The organism is Plebeiibacterium marinum (assembly GCF_026013615.1).
GTDB lineage: Bacteria > Bacteroidota > Bacteroidia > Bacteroidales > Marinilabiliaceae > Saccharicrinis > Saccharicrinis marinus_A.
This window is the reverse complement of sequence record NZ_JAPDPI010000035.1, coordinates 1-23,371: the sequence shown is the minus strand read 5'-3', so window position 1 is coordinate 23,371 and position 23,371 is coordinate 1. Positions and strand designations below refer to the sequence as shown.

The 23,371-nt window shown below is 31.3% G+C and carries 23 protein-coding genes; 6 read left to right on the top strand and 17 right to left on the bottom strand.

The features are described from left to right. Positions 1-3: 3 nt before the first annotated feature. The 13 genes from uvrC to nadA form a co-directional block, all read right to left on the bottom strand. Positions 4-1,815 (bottom strand): excinuclease ABC subunit UvrC, encoded by a 1,812-nt coding sequence (gene uvrC, locus OM074_RS15305; RefSeq protein WP_301200991.1) that lies wholly within the window; start codon positions 1,813-1,815, stop codon positions 4-6. Then, positions 1,812-3,440: an adenine deaminase gene (ade, locus tag OM074_RS15300; RefSeq protein WP_301200989.1), complete on the bottom strand. Its 1,629-nt coding sequence runs from the start codon at positions 3,438-3,440 to the stop codon at positions 1,812-1,814. The genes uvrC and ade overlap by 4 nt, the downstream gene beginning before the upstream one ends. A 37-nt stretch (positions 3,441-3,477) precedes the next feature. Beyond that, positions 3,478-5,355, bottom strand: coding sequence for a tRNA uridine-5-carboxymethylaminomethyl(34) synthesis enzyme MnmG (mnmG, locus tag OM074_RS15295; protein WP_301200987.1), 1,878 nt, complete (start codon positions 5,353-5,355; stop codon positions 3,478-3,480). Positions 5,356-5,422: 67 nt separating this feature from the next. Then, complete coding sequence (gene ybeY / locus OM074_RS15290) at positions 5,423-5,845, bottom strand: rRNA maturation RNase YbeY (RefSeq protein ID WP_301200985.1); 423 nt, start codon at positions 5,843-5,845, stop codon at positions 5,423-5,425. Next, positions 5,845-6,237, bottom strand: a complete 393-nt coding sequence (locus OM074_RS15285; RefSeq protein WP_301200984.1) for an ATP-binding protein — start codon at positions 6,235-6,237, stop codon at positions 5,845-5,847. Before OM074_RS15285 ends, ybeY begins: the two co-directional genes overlap by 1 nt. A gap of 95 nt (positions 6,238-6,332) precedes the next feature. Continuing rightward, positions 6,333-7,499: a murein hydrolase activator EnvC family protein gene (locus OM074_RS15280; protein ID WP_301200982.1), complete on the bottom strand. Its 1,167-nt coding sequence runs from the start codon at positions 7,497-7,499 to the stop codon at positions 6,333-6,335. Beyond that, entirely contained in the window at positions 7,480-8,277 is a 798-nt protein-coding gene (gene lolB1 / locus OM074_RS15275; protein WP_494515697.1) for a lipoprotein insertase outer membrane protein LolB1, read from the bottom strand. The genes OM074_RS15280 and lolB1 overlap by 20 nt, the downstream gene beginning before the upstream one ends. Positions 8,278-8,299: 22 nt before the next feature. Beyond that, positions 8,300-10,045: a tetratricopeptide repeat protein gene (locus tag OM074_RS15270; protein WP_301200978.1), complete on the bottom strand. Its 1,746-nt coding sequence runs from the start codon at positions 10,043-10,045 to the stop codon at positions 8,300-8,302. A gap of 18 nt (positions 10,046-10,063) precedes the next feature. After that, positions 10,064-10,504, bottom strand: coding sequence for a dUTP diphosphatase (gene dut / locus OM074_RS15265; protein WP_301200976.1), 441 nt, complete (start codon positions 10,502-10,504; stop codon positions 10,064-10,066). Position 10,505: 1 nt separating this feature from the next. Further along, a complete protein-coding gene (locus tag OM074_RS15260; RefSeq protein ID WP_301200974.1) occupies positions 10,506-12,017 on the bottom strand; it encodes an MATE family efflux transporter in 1,512 nt (503 codons plus the stop codon). A 12-nt stretch (positions 12,018-12,029) separates the two neighbouring features. Continuing rightward, on the bottom strand, positions 12,030-13,055 hold the full coding sequence (gene ruvB, locus OM074_RS15255; protein WP_301200972.1) for a Holliday junction branch migration DNA helicase RuvB: 1,026 nt from the start codon (positions 13,053-13,055) through the stop codon (positions 12,030-12,032). Positions 13,056-13,063: 8 nt separating this feature from the next. Further along, entirely contained in the window at positions 13,064-13,444 is a 381-nt protein-coding gene (locus OM074_RS15250) for a response regulator (protein WP_301200970.1), read from the bottom strand. Between the two features lie 33 nt (positions 13,445-13,477). Next, positions 13,478-14,473: a quinolinate synthase NadA gene (gene nadA, locus OM074_RS15245; protein ID WP_301200968.1), complete on the bottom strand. Its 996-nt coding sequence runs from the start codon at positions 14,471-14,473 to the stop codon at positions 13,478-13,480. 459 nt (positions 14,474-14,932) lie between these two features. Between nadA and rpiB the strand changes: the two genes are divergently transcribed. Both rpiB and OM074_RS15235 read left to right on the top strand, forming a co-directional pair. Next, complete coding sequence (rpiB, locus tag OM074_RS15240) at positions 14,933-15,373, top strand: ribose 5-phosphate isomerase B (RefSeq protein ID WP_301200966.1); 441 nt, start codon at positions 14,933-14,935, stop codon at positions 15,371-15,373. A 168-nt stretch (positions 15,374-15,541) separates the two neighbouring features. Further along, the gene (locus tag OM074_RS15235) at positions 15,542-15,985 is read left to right on the top strand and encodes an RrF2 family transcriptional regulator (protein WP_301200964.1); all 444 of its coding nucleotides are present in this window, start codon (positions 15,542-15,544) and stop codon (positions 15,983-15,985) included. On the opposite strand, the gene OM074_RS21495 is transcribed toward OM074_RS15235, so the two are convergent. Beyond that, positions 15,973-16,383, bottom strand: a complete 411-nt coding sequence (locus OM074_RS21495; RefSeq protein WP_363320272.1) for a VanZ family protein — start codon at positions 16,381-16,383, stop codon at positions 15,973-15,975. The two genes, OM074_RS15235 and OM074_RS21495, sit on opposite strands and share 13 nt — an antisense overlap. A gap of 130 nt (positions 16,384-16,513) precedes the next feature. Between OM074_RS21495 and hemW the strand changes: the two genes are divergently transcribed. From hemW to OM074_RS15215, 4 genes are all read left to right on the top strand, one after another. Continuing rightward, a complete protein-coding gene (gene hemW / locus OM074_RS15230; RefSeq protein ID WP_301200962.1) occupies positions 16,514-17,641 on the top strand; it encodes a radical SAM family heme chaperone HemW in 1,128 nt (375 codons plus the stop codon). 48 nt (positions 17,642-17,689) lie between these two features. Beyond that, on the top strand, positions 17,690-18,052 hold the full coding sequence (locus OM074_RS15225; RefSeq protein ID WP_301200960.1) for a rhodanese-like domain-containing protein: 363 nt from the start codon (positions 17,690-17,692) through the stop codon (positions 18,050-18,052). Beyond that, the gene (locus OM074_RS15220) at positions 18,052-18,930 is read left to right on the top strand and encodes a cation diffusion facilitator family transporter (RefSeq protein ID WP_301200958.1); all 879 of its coding nucleotides are present in this window, start codon (positions 18,052-18,054) and stop codon (positions 18,928-18,930) included. The genes OM074_RS15225 and OM074_RS15220 overlap by 1 nt, the downstream gene beginning before the upstream one ends. Positions 18,931-19,016: 86 nt before the next feature. Further along, complete coding sequence (locus OM074_RS15215; protein ID WP_301200956.1) at positions 19,017-19,805, top strand: hypothetical protein; 789 nt, start codon at positions 19,017-19,019, stop codon at positions 19,803-19,805. A 36-nt stretch (positions 19,806-19,841) separates the two neighbouring features. Here the strand turns inward: OM074_RS15215 and OM074_RS15210 are convergent, their stop codons facing one another. The 3 genes from OM074_RS15210 to OM074_RS15200 form a co-directional block, all read right to left on the bottom strand. Then, positions 19,842-20,636 carry a DUF2797 domain-containing protein gene (locus tag OM074_RS15210; RefSeq protein WP_301200954.1) on the bottom strand — a complete coding sequence of 265 codons (795 nt, stop codon included), beginning with the start codon at positions 20,634-20,636 and terminating at the stop codon, positions 19,842-19,844. A gap of 21 nt (positions 20,637-20,657) precedes the next feature. Beyond that, positions 20,658-21,914 (bottom strand): peptidase U32 family protein, encoded by a 1,257-nt coding sequence (locus OM074_RS15205; RefSeq protein WP_301200952.1) that lies wholly within the window; start codon positions 21,912-21,914, stop codon positions 20,658-20,660. 229 nt (positions 21,915-22,143) lie between these two features. Continuing rightward, the gene (locus tag OM074_RS15200) at positions 22,144-23,238 is read right to left on the bottom strand and encodes a glycosyltransferase (protein WP_301200950.1); all 1,095 of its coding nucleotides are present in this window, start codon (positions 23,236-23,238) and stop codon (positions 22,144-22,146) included. Positions 23,239-23,371: the final 133 nt, after the last annotated feature.

Genomic DNA, 23,371 nt, shown 5'->3' with positions numbered 1-23,371 from the left:
GTTTTATTTATGAAAATAATCCCATACTATTTGGGCTTTAGCCTTGCCTATAACGCCCTGAATATTATCAAAATTTAACTGCCTAACCTGTTCTACTGATTTAAATTCTACCAATAATTTTTTAGCAGTCTTCTCTCCTATTCCTTTTATGCTATCCAACTCAGAAGTTACAAAATTTTTAGATCGTTGATTTCTGTGAAAAGTAATACCAAAACGGTGAGCCTCGTTTCGGGCATGTTGAATAATTTTTAAAGTTTCTGAATTTTTATCTAAATACAATGGCACAGGATCTCCTGGAAAAAATATTTCTTCTAACCTTTTTGCAATACCAATTACATTTACTTTATCATCAATTTTGAGTCTCCTGAATATTTTCATTGCAGCCCCAAGTTGCCCCTTTCCACCATCTATAATTACTAAGTTAGGCAGTCCACTTTCTTCTTTTATCAATCTGGTATATCTTCGCTCAATAATCTCTTCCATACTGGCAAAGTCATCCGGTCCAACCACTGTTTTAACATTAAAATGCCTATAATCCTTTTTGCTTGGTTTTCCATTTTTAAAAACAACACATGCTGCAACCGGGAAATTACCCTGTATATTGGAATTATCAAAACACTCAATATGTTTAGGCTGTTGTTTTAATCTTAAATCTTTCATCATAGTATTTAAGATACGATCTTCCCTGGTTTCCTTTTTTCGCAAGGATTGTTGCTTTAATTTTTCCAGACGATAATATTTTACGTTGCGCTCAGATAACTCCAATAGTTTCTTCTTATCCCCTATTTTAGGTATAATAAACTTAACCGATTCAAAAACAGTATCAGGTTTAAAAGGAACTATAACTTCACGAGAACGGCTATGAAAGCGTTCCCTTACTTCTAAAATAGCCAAGGATAACAATTCCGGTAAAGACTCATCCAATTTCTTTTTCAACTCAATAGTATGAGCTTGAATTATTGCACCATTAACTACTTTTAAAAAGTTTACATAGGCAGAATCTTCATCCTCAATTATTGAGTACACATCTACATTATTTATACTGGAACTTACTATTGTAGATTTACTTTGGTAGGAATCCAACTGTTTAATCTTTTGCTTTACTTCATTAGCCTCTTCAAATTTATACTCAGTGGCATATTGCATCATTATTTCATTAAGATAATGTATAACCGAATGAATATTTCCCCTAAGTATGTTTTTGATAGCTTCTATATTCTCTTTATATAAAGACTCATCATACTCACCAATACAAGGACCTTTACAATTACCAATATGATATTCGAGGCAAACTTTATATTTATATTCAGCAATATTATGCGAGGAAAGATTCAATTTACAAGTACGTAACGGATAAATCGACTTAAATAAATCTAATAAAGTCCTTACCATACCAACTGAGGTATAAGGACCAAAATAAAGACTCCCATCCTTAATAACATTACGGGTGGAAAAAACCCTTGGGAACGGTTCGTTTTTTACAACAATCCAAGGAAAGGACTTATCATCTTTAAGTAAAACATTATATCTTGGCTGATACTTTTTTATTAGATTATTCTCCAACAACAAAGCATCCTCTTCTGTATCTACAACAATGTGTTCAATGTGCGCAATATTACGAACCAATAAGGCAGTTTTACCATTATCCGGACGCCCGGAAAAATAAGAAGAAACCCTTTTTTTAAGGTTTTTGGCTTTACCTACATATATAATTTTACCATCCTTATTGAAGTATTGATAAACTCCGGGATCGGATGGTAATACTGAAATCTTTTTCTTTAAATATTCTACATTAGGATTAATTCGGCCACTCATTCTGTATAGAGATTTGTAAAAGAAAACTTAGTCACATCAAACAAACCCTTATCCCCTATTTTAATATTAGGAATAACCAATAAGCTCATAAATGATAAAGTCATAAATGGTGCACTCAATGTTGCCCCTAACTCAAATGCTTTTGAATTGATTTTTTGGTATTGTTTAGCTACTTGTTTACCAGAAACGGATGTCATCAACCCTCCCACTTCCAAGGGAAGAATATCGGAAATACCATTTTCTGAACAAGAAATACCACCCTTATTTTCAATAATAATATTTAAGGCATCTACAATATCTGAATCAGAAACACCGACTGCTATCAAATTATGACTATCATGGGCAATACTACAAGCAATAGCCCCTTTTTTTAAGCCTATGTTTTTTATAAATCCTACTACAGGTTTACACTGTTTATACCTATTTACAACAACTATTTTTAAAATATCCTGTTGTATATCAGAATCAATAAATCCATCTTTTGAAGTAGGACTCCATACCAATTCTTCTGTCAACAAATCACCATTAACAGCTCCTATAACCCTAATTCTTTTTCCTTCTACATAATTAACTTTAATATCTTCTTCAGCAATCTTATCTATATTAAAGTTATTTATAGGTTCTGGTTTAGAAATATTAAAACGAATTTTCCCATCGGAATATACCCTATTGCCATCAATAAAAGTTTCAATAATATTGAAATCATCCAAGTTATCTACCACAATAAAATCAGCAGCATCCCCTTCTCTTAATAAACCAACAGGAAGGTTATAATGTTGTATTGGTTTTAGAATGGCAGCCCTTAATAGCTTAAAAATATCTATACCTTCTTTTAAACCTAAACGTATAATTTTATCTATATGTCCTTTACTAACTATTTCATCCGGATGGGAATCATCTGTACAAAGCATAATGTTATCAGGATGTGAATCAAATAAAGGCAACAAGGCTTGGAAGTTTTTTGCAGCACTCCCTTCCCTTATTTGAACAATAACCCCTTTATTAATTTTCTCAACAGCTTCTTCCACCGATACACATTCATGATCTGTAGAAATACCTGCTTTGATATATTGATCCAGTTCAGCCCCTTTTAATCCAGGTGCATGGCCATCAATGGGCTTATTATACTTATGAGCAATATTTATTTTATCCCAAACTTCCTTTTCATTATTTACAACTCCAGGAAAATTCATCATTTCAGACAAACAACAAACCTCTTTTTTTTGCATTAAAGCATCAATATCATCAGATTGAATTACAGCTCCACTACTTTCAAAAGAGGTTGCAGGAACACACGAGGGTGCACCAAAAAAACATTTTAAGGGCGTATTTTTAGAGTCATTAATCATAAAATTCACCCCTTTTATACCAGCAACATTTGCTATTTCATGTGGATCCGTAACCACCGCAACGGTTCCACGTGGAACAACTAATTCTGAAAAAAAACACGGGGTAAGCATAGAACTTTCAATATGAACATGAGAATCCACCAACCCGGGAAGAATAAAATTAGAGAATTTTTTATCTACTCGTACAATACTTTTTATAATACCATCTCTAATTGTGATCTCACCATTAAAGATAGTCCTATTGATAATATCAACAATTTGTCCACCTATAGTCATAATATAGCATATAAAAGTTCCACGTGGAACATGATAATTACCTTCCCATCAAAACCAATAATACATTTATATCACTTGGACTCACACCGGAAATACGAGAGGCTTGCCCAATAGTTGAAGGATCAATCTTAGAGAGTTTTTGACGCGCTTCAGTTGAAATAGATTTAATCTCCTCATACTTAAACCTACCCTTTATATTCAAATTTTCCAACCTGGAGAGTTTCTCAGCCATTAATTTTTCCCGATTAATATAGCCCTGATACTTAATAAAAATTTCAGCAGAAGCAATAATTTCCTCCCTCCTATCTAGTGGCACAATATCTAAAAATTTCTTAAAGGGAGTAACTGCATCTATAAGTCCAAAAATCTCAACTTGAGGACGTAGCAAAATATCTTTTAACTTTACAGTCTGCTTTAAAGGAGTAGTTCCAACTGATTCAAGGTATTCGTTTATATATACAGGTTTTATACTGAAATTTTCAATAAAATCTATAATTTCATCCCTTACCTTAATTTTTTCCTCTAAAAGCACCTTACGCTCCTCACTAGCTAAACCAATTTCGTAACTCTTTTTTGTAAGTCTTACATCAGCATCATCCTGACGCAACAAAATACGATATTCTGCTCTGGAAGTAAACATTCGATAAGGCTCATCTACTCCTTTAGTGACCAAATCATCAATTAAAACACCAATATAAGCTTCATCCCTTCCTAAAACAAACTCATTTTTACCTTGTAATTTTTGGTGCGCATTAATAGCAGCCATCAATCCCTGGGCTCCAGCCTCTTCATAACCAGTAGTGCCATTAATCTGACCAGCGAAATATAAATTATTTACTAATTTGGTTTCTAAGGTGTGCTTTAATTGAGTAGGATCAAAGAAATCGTACTCTATAGCGTAACCTGGACGAAAAATTTTAGCATTTTCTAAACCCGGGATTTGCTTTAATGCCTCCAATTGAACTTTTAAAGGCAATGAACTACTAAATCCATTGAGATAATATTCTATAGTTGTTTCTCCCTCAGGTTCGAGATGAAGTTGATGTTTATCTTTATCTGCAAAAGTAACAATCTTTGTCTCTATGCTTGGACAATACCTTGGACCGATACTTTGAATGGTTCCATCATACAAAGGTGATTCATTAAGACCATTCCTTAAAGAAGTATGAACACTTTCATTTGTATAAGTCAGCCAACAACTCTTTTGTTTTAACGTTCGCTGAACATTAGGCAAATATGAAAACTTATAAAAAGTATCCTCACCCGTTTGCTCCAAACATTTAGAAAAATCGATAGTCCTGGCATCTATTCTCACAGGTGTACCCGTCTTCATTCTATCAGTTTGAAAACCAGCTTTAAATAATTTACCTGTAATACCATAAGAGGAAGGTTCACTAATACGCCCACCTTCTACCTGAACCTTACCTATATGCATTAAACCATTTAAAAAGGTTCCATTGGTAAGAATTATAGCCTTACACTCAAACTCTACTCCCAATTGCGTAATAACTTTGTACGCTCCCTCAACATCGAGATTCAAATCAACAACAGTATCCTGCCAAAATGATAAATTATCAGTATTTTCTAAAACACTTCTCCATTCATGCGAAAATACCATACGATCACATTGAGCTCTGGGACTCCACATAGCAGGCCCTTTAGATCGGTTCAATAAACGAAACTGAATAGATGCCCGATCTGTTACTATTCCACAAAAACCACCTAATGCATCAATTTCACGAACAATTTGTCCTTTTGCAATTCCACCAATGGCTGGATTACAGCTCATTTGTGCAATTTTGTTCATATCCATGGTGATTAACAAAGTTTTGGAGCCCAAATTAGCAGCAGCTGCAGCAGCTTCACAGCCAGCATGTCCGGCACCAACAACTATAATATCATAATTAAAATCCATAACAATTCAATAAGGATGCAAAGGTACAAGTATCCAGTAATTTACTTATAAAAAAACAACAGAAATACTAAGAAATTGTTTTAAGCAGATTTAAGGCATTATTTTCCTGTTGACGCATAACCACTGCTTCGTCATCATTTTTATCCTTATAGCCAATTAAATGAAGTATTCCGTGTATAATTACACGATGTAACTCTTCATGATAAGAAGAGTTAAATAGTTTAGAATTAGAGAGTATAGTATCTAAACTAATAAATAAATCTCCAGATATTTCCTTACCCTCACAATAATCAAAAGTAATTATATCTGTATAATAATCATGATTCAGATATTCTTTATTAATTTTAAGAATATACTCATCATTACAAAAAATATAGGTTATAGAACCTAAAAAAGAGCCATGGTTAGAAATAACATTTTTAACCCAACTCTTAATAACATCTTCATTAATCTGATTTTCAGATACTTCCTCGTAATAAAAAGTTATCACTATAAATCAAATACTAGTTTAACTTTACTGCCATTTTCTTCAAATTCAATTTCATCAGCTAGATGATTCATAAGAAAAATACCCCTACCATGTGTTTTTTCTATATTCTCTGGCAATGTAGGATCAGGTATAGCAGTATAATCAAAACCTTTTCCTTCATCACATATTATAAACTCAACAGCTTCTTTTGTTATACAATATTCTATCTGAACCTTTTTATCTAAATTTAATTTATTTCCATGCACTATGGCATTATTAACCCCTTCAACAACAGCTAATAATAACTTTCCATACACATCAGAATGTAAATTATATTGATTTGATATTTCATCAATCAATTTTTCTACTAAGCTAATGTTTTTAACATCTGAATCAATTACTATTTTTTCCACAATTAGATTCATTTAACTTGCAAATTATATACGTTTAACCCGTATACTATTTTTTTAATAAATAGTTACTAAATTCTATAAAAAAAATCGATTAATTAATTATACTTCACCAACCAGTCAACCGGATTAATCTTTTTATTCTCTTCCCAAATTTCAAAATGTAAGATACCACTCTTTTCATTAGAATCTGTATAAATTTGACCTATTTCCTGGTTACTTTGAATAACGTCTCCATTTTTTACATATACATCCACCAAATTGGCATAAACGGTAAGATATTTACCATGCCGAACAATTACTGCCTTATTGTACCCAGGGATAGCAATGACGCGGCTTACAGTACCTTCATAAACACATTTAACTTCGTTTTCTTTAAGGGCTGTGATGTCTATCCCATTATTCTTTACTTTTACGCCCTTTAAAATAGCGTGATTATGTTCACCAAATTTATTGGTAACCACTCCATCCTTAACAGGCCAAACCAATTGCCCCTTTGCTTTGCTAAAATTGCTAAATGTATATGTAGAACTTTTACTGGCTTCCAAAATTAATTTTTCAATAGCCAGTTTTAAATCATTAGATGATTTCTTCTTTATCTCTATATCCTTTTTAAGCCACTTCTCTTCTTTCTTTAGTTTACCTACATAATTTTGTTTCGATGCAATAGCCAACTTTATCGATTCTAATTCTTCATTCAATAAATTATAAGTATTTGTTTTCTGTTGAAGTATCATCTTATTTTTAGCTAATATGCTATCATGTTTAACTTTAGTTTCTAACAATACCAATCCTTGCCTTTTACGGTAAGAACTATATTGTTTTAACAGATTAAACCGTCGATAAGCTTCTGAAAAAGACGAGGAGCTGAACACAACCATAAACTCGTTCATATTACTGCCAAGTTGCCTGTTAGCCTCTAATATTAAAGCTTCATATCCCTTTTTAATAGTACTAATCTCAAGGGCGAGTTGATGTATAAACTCCTTATTCTCTTCAACTTTTTTGCTAATTACGTCAATTTCGGATCTATACGTAGCTATGACATTGTTTTGAGAGGCAATTTTGGAATTTAAAATTTTCAATTCATTTAAATAACTAATTTTAGACTTACCCTTTTTACTCAAAAGTCTTTCCGCATTTTTAATTTCAGTTTGATATTGAATTCTTTTTTTCTTCAATTTCTCTATTTCATTTGATTGAGAAAATACCAAACCTGAAATAAAAAAAAATATAACTAAAATCTTATAACTCCTTAAATTCATAAGATGATGGAATTTTAAAATGTAAACTACCTCCTTTATCTATTTCAATATAGTTTACTTTTAGTGATACATCAACGGTACTGGTGCCTTGACTAGCACTTATAGAAATATCCTCTGGAAAAAAAATACTGCTAAAATCTTTAAAATTATCATAAGTAATTACTAATTTTTGATTCGTACCCCAATCTTTTATAAATACATTAAATATTTTAAAACTCTCCGGATAAATATTTATTTCATGTATTATCAAATCATTTCTAGATCTTTTTGATAATCTATTGACTCTCTTATCTTTAATTGATTTAAAAGAGTAATAATCAGTATCAATATGGTGCTTATATTTCTTTAATCCATCATAATAGTCTTCTTCATCAGGATATAAGAATAGAGAATTAGTTATAAGAGATTGTATAACATTAAAACTAAGCTCTATTCCAAAATTCCGCTTAAAATATAAATAATCAGTTTTAAATACCTTTTTATTATGCTTATCAATAATAATTACTTCATCTTTTGTTAATTTAGCCCTAACCAATTCAATACCCATTAAAGCATATATTGAAACAACGATCTGACTATCCTTTTGAACAACAAAACTTCCTTTAAAGGAACGCTTTTGCTTTCCATCATTATAATTAAAATTAACCTTCTTCAGATAAACCTTATTATAACTTAATTCATTATCTTTCAACTCTTTTCTGAGTTTAACATCAGTAATATTTGACACTTTACCAACGTTAAAAGTTTTTGCGGACTTACATGAAAAAAGTAAGAACATCAGACATGAAATCCAACAAATATTAATCTTCAACATATATATTCTTCTCTATCTTCTTTAATAAAACCTCTGATTGATTTCCCATATCTAAAGATTTTTTCCATTGTATCAGAGCTTCAGATACATTTCCATTCTTGTATAAAATATCACCATAATGTTCCACTATAACATTACTTTCAGTTCCACCATTATCGATAGCCCTTTCGATGATATATTTGGCCTCAAAATACCTTCCTCGTTTAAATAATACCCAGGCATAAGTATCAAGATAGGTTGCATTACCTGGTTCTAATTCAATACATTTAGAAATCATCTTTTCTGCCCTTTCTAAATCTGAATTGTCTAATGATAAATAATAACTGAAATTATTTAAAACAACCACATTATTTTCATCAATTTGTAGTGCCATTTCATAATTTGAAAATGCTTTCTCTTTCTGATTCATACTATACAATACATCGCCCAAATAAGAATGGAATTGCCCCTTTAAAACCTTATTTTCATCCACATATTCCAAGCCATGTTGTAATGCATTTAATGCGGACTTATTATCTCCTGATTGCATAAAGGCCATACCATTAAATAGGCAAAAAACGGGCTCATTAGGGAAAATAATTAAAGCTTCCTTAGTATCTAGCAATAAATTTTGGAAATCTCCAATATTAATTTGTAATAAAAACATTTCCTGCCATACTGAAGCATCACTATTATCTATTCCCAGTCCCTTTTTATAATTACTAATAGCTTGTTTTAAATTACCTTTATTTTGAAGATAATTAGCATAAACACTATATCCCTTAGCTTCATCCTTATGAATTTCAGTAAGAGATATAAATAGATTATTAATGACTGTAGTATCACTATACCCTTTAAAGTCATTACTGAAAAGAAAAGGTAATAATCTTTGCACTTTAATATCTATAGCTAAATCCTTATCTTTGATAGCACTCTTATAATAACTGAAAAAATTAATCGTATCTTTTTCTTGAAGAGCAACATTTGCCAAAGAAAAATAACCTAAACCATTTCCATGATCTAACGACAATATATTTGAATAGGCTTGTTTAGCTTTCTCCAAGTCTTTATTATAAAAGTATACGTCTCCTAAAAAACCATAATATCTAGGTTCATAAGGATTATCTTTTATAAGGTTTTCAATTTCTTTATACGCAAGATTCTTTTTCCCTAATTTTATATATAACTTCTCTTTTTCCAAAGAAATTACTTCATTAATGCCCAGTTTACTTTCTAATTGATTATAAGAATTAATGGCTTGTTCATATTGAGTATTTTGAGCGTATAATTGAGAAAGAATATACAAAAACTCCTCATTATCGGGATATTGCAAAACAAGCTGTTCATAAATTTTTATTGATCCTGCTAAGTCCTTATTCTGTTGATACAAATCACCTAGTAACATTTTATACCACTTGTTACCGGGATCTAACCTAACAGCTTGGGTAAGTAACTCTTGGGCTCCTTCAAAATTTTTAAATCCAATTTCAATATTTGCTAACTCATAATAACAAGCACTTGATAATGAATCAATTTTTAAGCATTCAACAAGGTACATTTTAGTCTTATCAATTTTCCCTTGTACTTTTAAACGTTGTGCTTCGTAAAAAAAATAGTCGAATTTCCTTTTATCCATGGATGAAAGAACTATATTTTTTGATGGAGATTCCTGCACAACATGCGGTACCTTCTTGACAGTATTACAACCTATTAAAACACTACTTATAATTATGGTAGAAAGCAAATATCTCATTTAATCTTATTTTAACTACTAATTTTTTCCGGTATGTCCAAATCCTCCTTCACCTCTTGCTGTGGAGTCCAAATCCTCAACTAACAGGAATTCGATAGTTTCATGTTTTGCAATAACCATTTGACAGATTCTCTCGCCAGATTTTATAGTAAAATCTTCATTACTAAGGTTAACTAAAATTACTTTAATTTCACCACGGTAATCTGCATCAATAGTACCTGGAGTATTTAAAACAGTAAGACCATGCTTAAGTGCTAAACCACTACGCGGTCTAATTTGAGCCTCATATCCTTCTTCTAATTGAATATACAGACCTGTAGGAATTAAAACCCTTTGAAGGGGTTTTAATATAATATCGCCACTTAAATAAGCTCTTAAATCAAGTCCTGCAGATAACTTAGTACTATACTGTGGTAATGGATTATTACTCTTGTTTACAATTTTAATTTGTATTCCCATTTCAAAAAACAATTTTTCTCTTTATGTCTACTTTATACACAACTGCCAAAAATACAACTAATAAGCAAATACGACCCATTAAAATGCTAATATTACTCAAAACAGTATCTTCTAAATACACATATAAAACAAATTTAGGCCATAAAAAAACACCCAGCCCATACAAAATAGATGCCAGTATAAAGTATCCTAAAATTTTACTCCAATTATAACTTATCGGGTACTTTTTGTGCCCCCAATAAACACTGAATAAAACCATACTTAAAAAGCATAGAACTCCACTTAATGCACACCCATAATAGCCCAATACGGGAATTAATAAAATATTAGATATCAAGGTAACAAGTGTACCTACAATACCCATATACGCACCATAAATGGTTTTATCAGTAACTTTGTACCAAATTGACAGGGTAAAATAAATACCACTTAACAATTGAGCTAGTAAAACAAGCGGAATAACACCGTTGGCATCTTTATAGGCAGGTACCAAAATAATATTAATAACATCGATAAAAAAGGTAACCCCCAAGAAGATCAATAAACCAAATAAAATAAAATATGTAAGAATTAGACCATAAATTGTATTATCCTTTGATTCTTGATTATGTTTAAAAAAGAAAGGTTCAAAAGCAAGTCGAAATGATTGGGTAAACATGGCCATTAATACCCCAATCTTAAAATTTGCACCATACAAAGCTACCATATTGTATCCTTCTTCTCCTCCAATTAATCTGGGTAAAAGAATCTTATCAATACTTTGATTAACCATACCGGTAATACCAACAATCAAAATAGGATAAGAATACTTGTACATTTTCTTTAACAAAACAAGGTCAAATATGCCTATATCTTTAACAAAATCCTTCAATAATAAGACCAAAACACCCAAGGATGCAAAAAGATTAGAGATAAGGACATAATAGGCTTCGTAATCTGAATTATAAAACCAATTAATAAAACGGCTGTAATTACTATCCAATAAAAAATCAAGATCTTTTAAAAGAGGACAGATAAATAAAAAAAAGACATTAAAAAAAATCAATATAAATACGTTTAAGAGCTTAATAAGAGAAAACCTAATACTTTGTCCCTTATACCTCATTTTAGCAAAAATAAGGGCAGATATAGCATCAATAGCAACTATCAAACCAGCTATTAACAACAAATTCTCATAAGCACCATATGTATTTGAGAAATTTAAATTTTTAATGGCGATAAATAAAATGAAGAGAAATAATATACTTGTTCCTACAATACTGTATAACCCGGTAGTAAAAACTCTTTTGTAATTATCTTCCTTCGAAAACCTAAAAAAAGTGGTTTCAAATCCATAAGTTAAAATCACTAAAAAGATGGCGATATAACTATAAACTTCAGTAAGATAACCATATTGAAGCTGATCCATAGTACGAATGTAATAAGGCATCATAAGCCAATTTAACAAACGTACTAAAATAGTACCCCCTCCATAAATTATGGTTTCTCCTGCCAACGACTTTAACTTACTCAAGTAGCTTAGTTTTTAAAACAATGAAAATTGTTCCTGGTTATTATTACTTCTTCCTAAATGATCGTAGGCAAAAGGAGTTACCATACGTCCTCTGGGAGTCCTCTTTATAAATCCCTCTTTAATAAGAAAAGGTTCATACACTTCTTCAATAGTACCTGCATCTTCGCCAATAGCAGTAGCTATAGTACTAATGCCTACAGGTCCTCCCTGAAACTTATCAATAAGAGTCAATAAAATTTTATGATCCATTTCATCCAAGCCATGCTGATCAATATTTAAAGCCTCAAGCGAAAACTCAGAAATTTTAAGATCTATACTTCCATTACCCTTAACCTGGGCAAAATCTCTGACCCTACGTAACAAAGCATTAGCTATTCGGGGAGTCCCCCTGCTTCTTCCAGCTATTTCATAACTTGCGTCCTCTGAAATTGGGGTATCTAAAATACTCGAAGATCTTTTTACGATACCTGACAAAACATCAGAATCGTAATATTCAAGATGACAGTTAATACCAAACCTGGCTCTTAGTGGACTAGTCAACAGTCCGCTTCGGGTAGTGGCACCAACAAGGGTAAAGGGATTTAAATCAATTTGGATACTTCTTGCTCCTGGTCCTTTATCGATCACTATATCAATTCTGTAGTCCTCCATTGCAGAATACAAATATTCTTCAACTACAGGACTAAGCCTATGTATTTCATCAATGAATAAAACATCATTGGGTTCAAGATTGGTCAAAATTCCGGCTAAATCGCCAGGTTTATCAAGAACAGGTCCACTGGTAATCTTGAAACCCACATTTAACTCATTAGCTACTATATTGGAAAGCGTAGTTTTGCCAAGTCCAGGTGGTCCGTGCAAAAGAACATGGTCCAGAGCTTCATTTCGCATGGAGGCAGCCTGTACAAAAATCTTAAGATTTTCAACAATTTTGTTTTGTCCCTGAAAATCATCAAAGCTTAAAGGCCGTAACTTATTCTCCACCTCATTTTCTACCGACTGGTAGCCCTCTTCACGTATATCAAACTGATCTTGCATCAATAATACTATTTAACAATATCCAACTCCCTAAGTAAGTTATCAAACAATTTAAGGTTAAAAGGTTTAGCCATATATTCATCCATACCGTTGGCTAGACATTTATCCCGGTCGGCATCAAAGGTGTTAGCGGTTAAACCAATAATACAGGTTTTAAAAGTTTTATCCTTTTCCCATTCCCTGATGTTCCTTGTTGCTTCGATACCATCCATTACTGGCATCATCAAATCCATAATTACTATATCATATTTATTATTCTTCACCTTATCTACTGCTACTTTTCCATTGTCGGCTACATCAATCTGATGACCAAATTTTGACAAGTTTAAAAAAATGAGCTTTTGATTCAATACATTATCCTCAACTAATAATATATTCAATGGATTCATAAATACTTTTAGATTATATTGATTTAAAATGATTTACAGACCTAATCTTTCAGATATATCCAACATCCTTTCAATAGGTTTTACGGCCTTTACCCTAATACTTTCCTCAACTTCTACAGAAGGCCAGGAATACCTCAAGGCATTATATAGCTTTTCCATCGTATTTAAGCGCATAAAATTGCAATCATTGCATGCACATGTAGAATCATTAGGCGGAGCAGGAATAAAGGTCTTATTCGGGCTCTTTATGCGCATTTGGTGTAAAATACCAGATTCTGTAGCAACAATGAATTTATTTGCATTGTCGGTAAAGGAATATTTTAACAAAGCAGCAGTCGATCCTACATGGTCTGCAACCATCAACAAAGGTTTTTTACATTCGGGATGAGCTAATAATTTAGCATCCGGATGCTCCTTCTTTAAATCGAGGATCTTTTCCAACGAAAATTTTTCATGGACATGACATGCTCCATTCCAAAGCACCATTTCCCTACCAGTAATACCATTAATGTAATTACCCAAATTACGGTCGGGACCAAATATTAACTTTTCCTCTTTATCAAAACTATCAACAATAGCTTTGGCATTGGTTGAAGTTACCACAACATCAGAGAGTGCCTTAATTTTGGCAGAGGTGTTTACGTAAGTAATCACTTTATGCTCTGGGTAATTTTTAATAAACTCCTCAAATTCATCAGGCGGACAGCTATCGGCCAAACTACACCCTGCATTAAGATCTGGAATCAGTACCGTTTTTTCCGGCGACAATATTTTAGCTGTTTCACCCATAAAGTGAACTCCTGCAACAATGATAATATCGGCATCAGTTTTACTGGCATATTGGGCCAATGCTAAACTATCACCAACAAAATCTGCAATATCCTGAATATCGTCTTCCTGATAAAAATGCGCCATTAATACGGCATTCTTCTCTTTTTTCAATTTTAAAAACTCTTCACGAATATTTTCAATCTTATCACAAGGTTCATTTACGAAACCATTTTTAATCCAACTTTCTTTTACTTCCATTATAATAAATATATAAAAAGAGAAATTTAAAAATCTATAGTAATGATAATATCCTGTTAGTAAAGTTTATAAAAATATGGAAAATCGTTTGCTTTATATCTTCATAAACATCTACGATCGAGATATTAATATTCAATTAACAATTTCTTTACTGTAGTTATTGTTTAAAATCAAATATTTAACCTACTTTATTAACATGTTGTTAATAGCTGGCAAATTTAATAAGAATATCTGTTTATAGCTTATTTAAGCTGTTAAAATACTGTTTGAAATTGGCTTTAAAAAAGATGTTTTATTTCTTGACTTGAATAGGAATGACTTTAATTTAATTTTAATTTCATTTTTCCAAATTTATTTTCTTTAAATTCTAATTTCTGAATTCACATTTTATTAACAGTGTTTAAACGGTTATCAACATGTTTTTAAAGTGTTGATTTCTTTCTATCTTTGAAAACAAAAATGCAATATACAAAGGTAGGTATGGCCGCTGATCATGCAGGCTATGAATTAAAGGAAGTCTTAAAAGACTTTTTAAGTGACTTAGGTTTAGAGGTTATTGATTTTGGTACACATTCGACTGAAAGTACAGATTATGCAGATTGGGCTCATCCAATGGCCTCCGCTGTTGAAAACAATGAGGTAGATTTTGGTATTTCTGTTTGTGGTAGTGGAAATGGTATTAATATGACAGTTAATAAACATCAGGGAATTAGAGCTGCTTTATGTTGGAATAAGGAAATTTCGGAGTTGGCCAGGTTACATAATGATGCTAATGTTTGTTCTTTACCTGCCAGGTTTATTTCAACGCAAGTTGCTAAAGAAATAGTTACTGCATTTATTAATACCACCTTTGAAGGAGGTCGCCATATGGCGCGTATAGAAAAAATTCCATGTAAATAAGAAATATTCTATCTAATTTTTAAGGCTAATAACTATATTTGGTTGTTAGCCTTTTTTTTGTTTTTACTTAAAAATATACTATTTAAGTGATTGGATACTAGGGGCATAGTGTTTTTGTTGTTGTGATTTATTTTATTTATGTATTTTTGCATATAAAAATCTTTTATTATGTTATCAAATACCTGTAAATATGCGGTAAGGGCAGTTATATATTTAGCTTTAAATAAAAACGAGGAAAAGAAAATTGGAATTAAGAAGATTTCAGAAGAGTTAAATATACCAACTCCTTTTTTAGGTAAAATATTGCAGCAACTGGCAAAACAAAAAATGTTGTTGTCAACAAAAGGTCCGCATGGTGGTTTTTCAATAGCTATGGATCCGTCAGATATTTCACTTTTGGATATAATAAAGGTAGTGGACGGAATGGATATGTTTGAAATGTGTTTGATAGGATTAAATTCCTGTAAATCTATACACGATAAAAAACTGCCGTGTCCGATACACGACAAGTTTTGCAAGCTCAGAGCTGATATGTATGATATGTTTAAATCAGAAACGCTTAAGAATATTATTGACAGGATAGAAAATAAAGATGACTACTATTTATTATAATATGTTTTTTTGAATAAGAGAATCTTATAAACAAAGGCTGAATCTTTTATTAAAAGGAATAAGCCAGCTCCGAATATTACCCCAATGCTATTAAAAACAGCATCGAAAAAATTGGCAGTTCTAATATTGGTCAAAATAAGTTGGAGAAACTCAACTAATATTCCAAAAGAAATTGTATCAATAATAATCCAAAATTTGCGTAAAGAATATTTGTTTTTATAGTTCTCTAAAAAAAAGATAAGACTTAAACCAAAGTACATAATAAAATGGGCAAACTTATCAAAGTGCTTAAAAAAATGGATGTTATTTGGAGTGATCTTGTTAACATTTATAAGACTTAAAAAGAGTATAAATGCTATTACAATTAATGTTCTCCAATATGTTTTTAAAATATGCATTTTTCAATAGTGAAGTTTTCAACAATTCCTTATTTTTCAACGGAACTTATTAACAATTGTTCGCAATATAGTATAAAATAAATGTTTCACGTGAAACGTTGATGTTAAAAGATTTTAATAGTTATTTTAAATGGCAGGTATCTATTTTCATATACCGTTTTGTATCAAAAAATGTGGTTATTGTGATTTTTACAGTATTACAGATATAAGCTTTAAAAAACAGTTTATTGACGCTGTAAAAAAAGAAATATTGCAACGAAAAGAAGAAATTATCTCTAATGGGGCTGATACAATTTATTTTGGAGGGGGAACACCGAGTTTGCTAAGTAAGAATGATTTTGAAGCTATTTTTTCAGAAATATTTAAGTATGTTGATAAATCCCGAGTAGTAGAAATGACTGTAGAAGTTAATCCGGATGACGTTACAAAAGAGTATTTAACAGACCTGCTTGAGGTGGGATTTAACCGGTTAAGCATAGGTACCCAAAGTTTTGATGATGGCGTATTAAATTTTATGAACAGGAGGCATAGTGCGTTGCAGGCTCGGGAAACTGTTTCGCTTGCCCAAAAAGTTGGTTATTCAAATATTAGTATTGATTTAATCTATGGGGTACCAGGTTTAAATTTAGATAGTTGGAAAAAAACTGTCAACACTGCCCTGATGTTAAATGTTCAGCATATTTCGGCCTATCATTTAACTTTTGAAACAGGAACGCCCTTTTATCAAAAACTTAAAAGAGGGGAAATCGCTGAACTTTCGGATAATGATAGTTTACAACAGTATTCTTATTTAATCAAGGAGCTTAATAGTAAGGGTTTTGTAGATTATGAAATATCAAATTTTGCTGTTTCAGGTTTTGAATCCAAACATAATTCTTCATATTGGACTGGTAAAGACTATATTGGAATAGGACCCGCAGCCCATTCCTTATATGGTAATATCAGGAGGTGGAATGTTTCTAGCATAAAAGATTATATATACGGATTATTTAATAATGCTGATTATTTTACAGAAGAGTATTTGTCAGAAAAGGATCGGTACAATGAGGTAGTGATGCTTAGTTTACGAACCCGAAAAGGTTTATGTATTTCAAGTTTAAAAGAGTTGTTTAATGAGCATATTTGGCAACATTTTTATAAAGAATTAGAAATTCAGCTTCGTAATAAAAATGTTATAATGGAGCAAGGTTTTATAATGGTTTCTGATGATAAAAAAATGATTACGGATCAAATTATTTCAGATTTTTTTATGATTTAATAATTTATGACACGGAGTTTTTTTACAGTTGTATTAATGAATTGCTTTATGTTATTTTCTGGTTTTATCCAAAAAGCGGAAAATAATATACTTACAAGCAATGAATTTTTTAGCGAAGTATACGAAAATAAGCGTAATGTGCATTTGTTTGATTTACGCATTGAAAGTGAGTATATTAAAAGTAGGCTAATAGATGCAGTATTAGCAGATACAAAAGAAAAATTTTCAGAGTATTTGAAAAAAATTGATAAAGAAGCTGTAATTTTTATTTATTGTGAAGAAGGACAAAGAACAAAAGCGGCTGCAGAATGGTTGTATACACTTGGATATAAAGATGTTTATCAATTAAAAGGTGGATTTAATCAATGGCGAAAGAATGGTTACCCCATTGATGCAGAAAAGATAAAGTAATGGATAAATTTAAAATTGGGATTATTATTTCATGGCTATCAATATTGCTGAATATATTGTTGTTTTTTTTAAAGTTTTGGGCCGGTATTGTATCACATTCTGTTGCTCTTGTAGCTGATGCCTGGCATACGTTAACGGATTCAATTTCTTCAGTAGCCGTATTGGTTGGTATTAAGGTTTCGTCTAAACCAGCAGATCAGGAACATCCTTTTGGTCATGGGAGGGCTGAATTAATGGCCACAATTTTTGTTGGAATTTTACTGGCGTTGGTTGGTGCTAATTTTACTTATGAATCTGTTATAAAGTTACGTAGTCATGAGGCCTTTGAATATGGTAATTTTGCCATTATAGTTACCTTAATTTCTATTGTAGTAAAGGAGGCTATGGCTCAGTATTCTATTTATTATGGAAAAAAAAGCAATGCTAAATCCTTGATTGCAGATGGATGGCATCATAGGAGTGATGCGTTTTCCAGTATAATTATTTTAGGTGGTTTATTTCTGGGCCATTATTTTTGGTGGATTGATGGTGTATTGGGATTAGTGGTTTCGCTTTTGATTTTTTATACTACATACAAAATTTTAAAAGAATCCTTATCAATATTTTTAGGAGAAAAAATTGATGAAGAATTAAAAGAAAGTATTCAGGATATTGGAATAAATGAGTTTAAAAGGGATCTGGATCCGCATCATTTTTTAATCCATCAATATGGGCATCACGCAGAATTAACTTTTCATATCTCACTTCCGGGAGCAATGAGTTTAACAGAAGCACATACTATTGCTTCAAAATATGAAATTCTTGTTAAACAAGTCCATAATATTGGTGTTACCATTCATATCGATTCAATTGATAAATACGATAATGTAAAATATTAGCCTTACTATCAATAATATTATAACTCTCATGTAATATATCCGTTGTTGCGTTTGAATTGATTTTATATTGGCTAAAAATCAATTCAATGAAACAAGTACTGCTATTTATATTATTCCTTATTATTATTTGTACTGGTTGTTTTAATACAAATAATAAAATATCAGTTGTTTCTTTTGATTTTACCAATTCTTATTCTCAAAAATCATCTTCACATAGAGATTCTATTTTAAACTTTATTAAAATTTTGAAATCAGATATTGTGGAGGTAAGAGGTTTTTTTTCGTTCGAACATTTTAAGAATGTAATTGATGAAAATGAATATGAAATACTTTGCACCGATACCATCTATAAAGGCTCATTATCATTTAATAACTTTCTTTTAATTAATAAAAAGGTTATTAGTCTTTTAACCTCTTCTACGCAGTTTGAAAACAAGGGAAACTCATTTGGGAATAAAGTAGTTTCATGGTACAAGTTTAAATACCTGAAAACAGGCTATATTTTTTATTTGTTTAAATTAAATGTAGGTAATGGTATCAATCCTTCAAAAAGGCAATTATTAAGTTATAATTTATTAAAAAAAGTACATGATATATCATCGGGCGCCCCAGTTGTTATTATGAGTTATTTTGACACTAATAATGAAATTGTGAGTGAATTAATTACAAAACAATGGAAAGGGCACTATAATTTATTTAAAGCACCGGTAAAAAGAAATAAAGAGTTAAAGTTTTTTACTAATGATTTTTTTAAAATTAAATCAATTAATGAAAATGTAACTGACAGTTATTTAATGAGTAATATATCTATTAAATTTTCGCAGAAAACTAAAATCATCAAAAAGAACTCATATGGTGATGTTTTACCGGAATAATATCACTATATGTGTTTTTAAAATGGTTTATGTAGGCTAATATGAAATTTCAACCAAATAACCTCTGTGTTTCCTAATGTTTATAACTCTTGAATTATCTAATATCAGGTATTGTCCTTTAATTCCGGTTAATTCCCCCTCTACCCTATCTGTTTTATCAAAAGTTTCACTTTTAATTTTTACAGGAAATTTATTTATTGGATAGTTTATTTGCGCTATATCGTTGCAGTCTATAAGATATTTTTTTAGCTCATTTGGGAGTAATTCCCGTATTTTAGTTTTCTCCCCTACGAGATCAACAGGCTTAGGATTGCCTTTAAGCATGGCTTGCCAACTTGTTTTATCTGAGTAGTATTGCATTAAAAATTTTTCAATAGTACCTGCAATGTGTCTGTTTGGAGTTTCAGCAATTATCATTGCTTCAGTAGCTCCCTGGTCAATCCATCTTGTTGGTACCTGACTTTTTCGTGTAATACCAACTTTCAGATTTGAAGAGTTTGCAAGATACACAATGTGTTGTGTTAGGCAATGGTTTACTGACCATTCCATATTTCTGCTGATACCAAGATGGGCTTTGCATTTATCAGGATGTAAAACACATTCACTAGCTTCAGGTGCGTTTACAAAACAGTTATAGCAAAAGCCCTGACCAAAGGATTTATTTGTTTTTTTACCACAGGAAACACAGTTTATCTGATTTAAAAAATGAAGGGAAATTTGCTTTCCTATTAGTTTCTCCATAAGAATTAAACTATCTCCTATAGGTAATGAATATTGAACTTCATCAGCAAGGTTACTCCTCATTTTTTCTATGTTTCCTGAATATTTCATTGGTGTTGTAATTAAAAGTTATTATTGATTTAGAGTTGGATGGGCAGGAACAATTTTATATAGTTTATCTGAGCGCCTGATTTTTTCGGGCACAGGCATTGAAAAACGGTCTCCTTTAATAGTTTCTTTAACTGGTTTTAAATCTACCCTCAATTCCGGAACAACCATTTTTACAATGCCTGTAGTTGGGCCTGTAATCAATATTTCGTCCCCAACTTTCAGGCTTTGTGTTTCCAGTAAAAACTCAGCCACTCCAATCTTCGGAAAATAGTTTGTTCCTTTTCCAATATACATTTTCCTTTTTGTAGCCCTGTTTCCATAGTTATGGCTCCATTCCCCAAGCTTTTGACCCAGATAATATCCATCCCAGAATCCTCTGTTGAACACAGTGCTCAACTCTTTGTTCCAATTTTCAATTTTTTCCTGGTCGAATGAACCTTCCAATATGGCATTTATGGCTTCGTTGTATGCTTTAACAACTGTATAAACATACTCAGGTCCTCTTGCTCTTCCTTCTATTTTGAATACCCTTACACCTGCATCTACCATCTTATTTAAAAAATGGATGGTTTTCAAATCTTTGGGCGACATAATGTATTCATTATCAATTTCAAGTTCCTGTCCTGTATCTTTATCTGTAACCACATAGCTTCTCCTGCAAGTCTGTAAACAAGCTCCTCTGTTGGCTGAATGGTCCGTATTGTGCAAGCTCAAATAGCATTTCCCGGAAACTGCCATACATAATGCTCCATGACTAAACATTTCTATTTGAATGAGTTTACCTCCAGGTCCTTTTATTTGTTGCAGTTCTATTTCCCTATATATCTGAGCCACCTGATCCAGATTCAACTCTCTTGCTAATACCACTACGTCGGCAAACTTTGCATAAAATTTCAACGATTCAATGTTGGAAATATTAAGTTGGGTACTTAAATGAACTTCAGCATTAATTTCTCGTGCAAAAGATATGGCTGCAACATCTGAAGCAATGATTGCTGAAAGCTTGGCTTCTTTTGCCGCAAGGATAACTTTTTTCATCAGGTTTAAGTCCTGATCATATAATACTGTATTTACTGTTAGATAGGTTTTTACGTTGTTTTTATGCGCAATTCTGGCTATTTCATGTAAATCATCAATTGTAAAGTTATTTGACGACCTCGATCGCATATTTAATCCTTCAATCCCAAAATATACAGAGTTAGCCCCACCCTTGATGGCTGCCCTTAAAGATTCATAGGAACCTACAGGTGCCATTATTTCTATATCTTCTCTTTTCATTATAAAACCTTTATAGTCCGCAAAACTACATAATTTCATTATATATGTATTAAGAAAGATTATTACGATTTTGATAAAAAAAATACCTATTATATTAAAAATCGTGATAAAGCCTTAGAAATAATAAAGAATGCAAACGCCTATGTTGCACAGTTTAAAAACAAGAAAAGGGAAAAATTAATTTCTTTATTGGTTATGCAAAAGTACTTTGATATGACCAATAAAAAATCTAGTTAGCTAATAATTCCTTTAAATATAATTCTACTTTTTTTATAGAATTTATTAGGCTAAAATTGTTGATTACATTGTTTTTGGCCAACTGTGACATTTGTTTTGTTTTTTCCGGATTGTCAAAAATATACTCTATTTTTTCAAAAATATCTTTTGAGTTTTTTATTTCTATAAATAAGCCGGTTTTGTTATTTTCTAGCAATTCGGGCGTTCCATTTACAGGAGTGGCTATTACAGGAACACTTTCAAGCATTGATTCTAACAAAACGTTTGGCATACCTTCGTAAAGGGAAGGCAATACAAAAATATCAGCTGCTTGTAGCAGAGGATGGATATTTTCAATAAAGCCCAGTAGAAAGAAGTTGTTGTTGAGTTTATATTTATCAATCAGTTGCTTTAAATAATTATACTGTTTGCCTTTTCCAGCAATAAAAAATTTCCAGTCTTTACCTTGTTCAATAGCGAATTTGGCGGCCTCTAATAAATAAATATAACCTTTTTGTTTATCAAGTCTTCCAGCACTTAAAATAATTTTTGTAGAAGGCTTAATGTCTGTAATTAATTTTAAATCAAATTTGGAATTATTTATTTTTTTAGTTGAAATACCATTATGTATTACTTTTACAAAATTATTATCCCACCAACCAAAACTATCATATAGTTTTTTCATTGAAAAAGAGTTGGTTAATATGCCATGTGTTAAATGGGTAAAAGTAAATTTATATTTCCATTGATTTTTTATCAATTCAACACCTTGTCTGCTAATTACTTTAGGTTTGATTTTAGATAATTTTGAAGCAACCCCGGCAATTCTTACATCCCTGTTTAGGCAGGCAACAATTACCTGAATATTATTATTGTTGATATAACGAACAAGTTGTAAACAGCTAATTAAACTAAAATCAGTATAGTTTTTTATTTTAATTGTATTTAATTGCTGTTGTTGTGCTTTGTTTATTAAAATTGAATTTTGACGAGCACCTATAACAACCTGATGATTTAACGATTTAAGACCATTTGCAGTATTTAATATCCACTTTTCCCCTCCTCCCCATTTTGTTTTTCTAATGGAGTTGATAAATAATATGGTCATAATAGAGTTATTTCGAATTATTTAGTGCTTCGTTGTTACATTAGTTCGTTAAATTTTTATAATGTGCTGATTCTAAATACATTGAATAATTTATGGCAAAATTATTATCTTATTGATTTTAAGCGAATTGTAA

Bases quoted from the DNA above. Each gene is read 5' to 3' on its own strand.
- uvrC (WP_301200991.1), bottom strand. From the start codon at position 1,815: ATGAGTGGCCGAATTAATCCTAATGTAGAATATTTAAAGAAAAAGATT.
- ade (WP_301200989.1), bottom strand. From the start codon at position 3,440: ATGACTATAGGTGGACAAATTGTTGATATTATCAATAGGACTATCTTT.
- mnmG (WP_301200987.1), bottom strand. From the start codon at position 5,355: ATGGATTTTAATTATGATATTATAGTTGTTGGTGCCGGACATGCTGGC.
- OM074_RS15280 (WP_301200982.1), bottom strand. From the start codon at position 7,499: ATGAATTTAAGGAGTTATAAGATTTTAGTTATATTTTTTTTTATTTCA.
- lolB1 (WP_494515697.1), bottom strand. From the start codon at position 8,277: ATGTTCTTACTTTTTTCATGTAAGTCCGCAAAAACTTTTAACGTTGGT.
- OM074_RS15270 (WP_301200978.1), bottom strand. From the start codon at position 10,045: ATGAGATATTTGCTTTCTACCATAATTATAAGTAGTGTTTTAATAGGT.
- dut (WP_301200976.1), bottom strand. From the start codon at position 10,504: ATGGGAATACAAATTAAAATTGTAAACAAGAGTAATAATCCATTACCA.
- ruvB (WP_301200972.1), bottom strand. From the start codon at position 13,055: ATGCAAGATCAGTTTGATATACGTGAAGAGGGCTACCAGTCGGTAGAA.
- OM074_RS15250 (WP_301200970.1), bottom strand. From the start codon at position 13,444: ATGAATCCATTGAATATATTATTAGTTGAGGATAATGTATTGAATCAA.
- nadA (WP_301200968.1), bottom strand. From the start codon at position 14,473: ATGGAAGTAAAAGAAAGTTGGATTAAAAATGGTTTCGTAAATGAACCT.
- rpiB (WP_301200966.1), top strand. From the start codon at position 14,933: ATGCAATATACAAAGGTAGGTATGGCCGCTGATCATGCAGGCTATGAA.
- OM074_RS15235 (WP_301200964.1), top strand. From the start codon at position 15,542: ATGTTATCAAATACCTGTAAATATGCGGTAAGGGCAGTTATATATTTA.
- OM074_RS21495 (WP_363320272.1), bottom strand. From the start codon at position 16,383: ATGCATATTTTAAAAACATATTGGAGAACATTAATTGTAATAGCATTT.
- hemW (WP_301200962.1), top strand. From the start codon at position 16,514: ATGGCAGGTATCTATTTTCATATACCGTTTTGTATCAAAAAATGTGGT.
- OM074_RS15225 (WP_301200960.1), top strand. From the start codon at position 17,690: ATGTTATTTTCTGGTTTTATCCAAAAAGCGGAAAATAATATACTTACA.
- OM074_RS15220 (WP_301200958.1), top strand. From the start codon at position 18,052: ATGGATAAATTTAAAATTGGGATTATTATTTCATGGCTATCAATATTG.
- OM074_RS15215 (WP_301200956.1), top strand. From the start codon at position 19,017: ATGAAACAAGTACTGCTATTTATATTATTCCTTATTATTATTTGTACT.
- OM074_RS15210 (WP_301200954.1), bottom strand. From the start codon at position 20,636: ATGAAATATTCAGGAAACATAGAAAAAATGAGGAGTAACCTTGCTGAT.
- OM074_RS15205 (WP_301200952.1), bottom strand. From the start codon at position 21,914: ATGAAAAGAGAAGATATAGAAATAATGGCACCTGTAGGTTCCTATGAA.
- OM074_RS15200 (WP_301200950.1), bottom strand. From the start codon at position 23,238: ATGACCATATTATTTATCAACTCCATTAGAAAAACAAAATGGGGAGGA.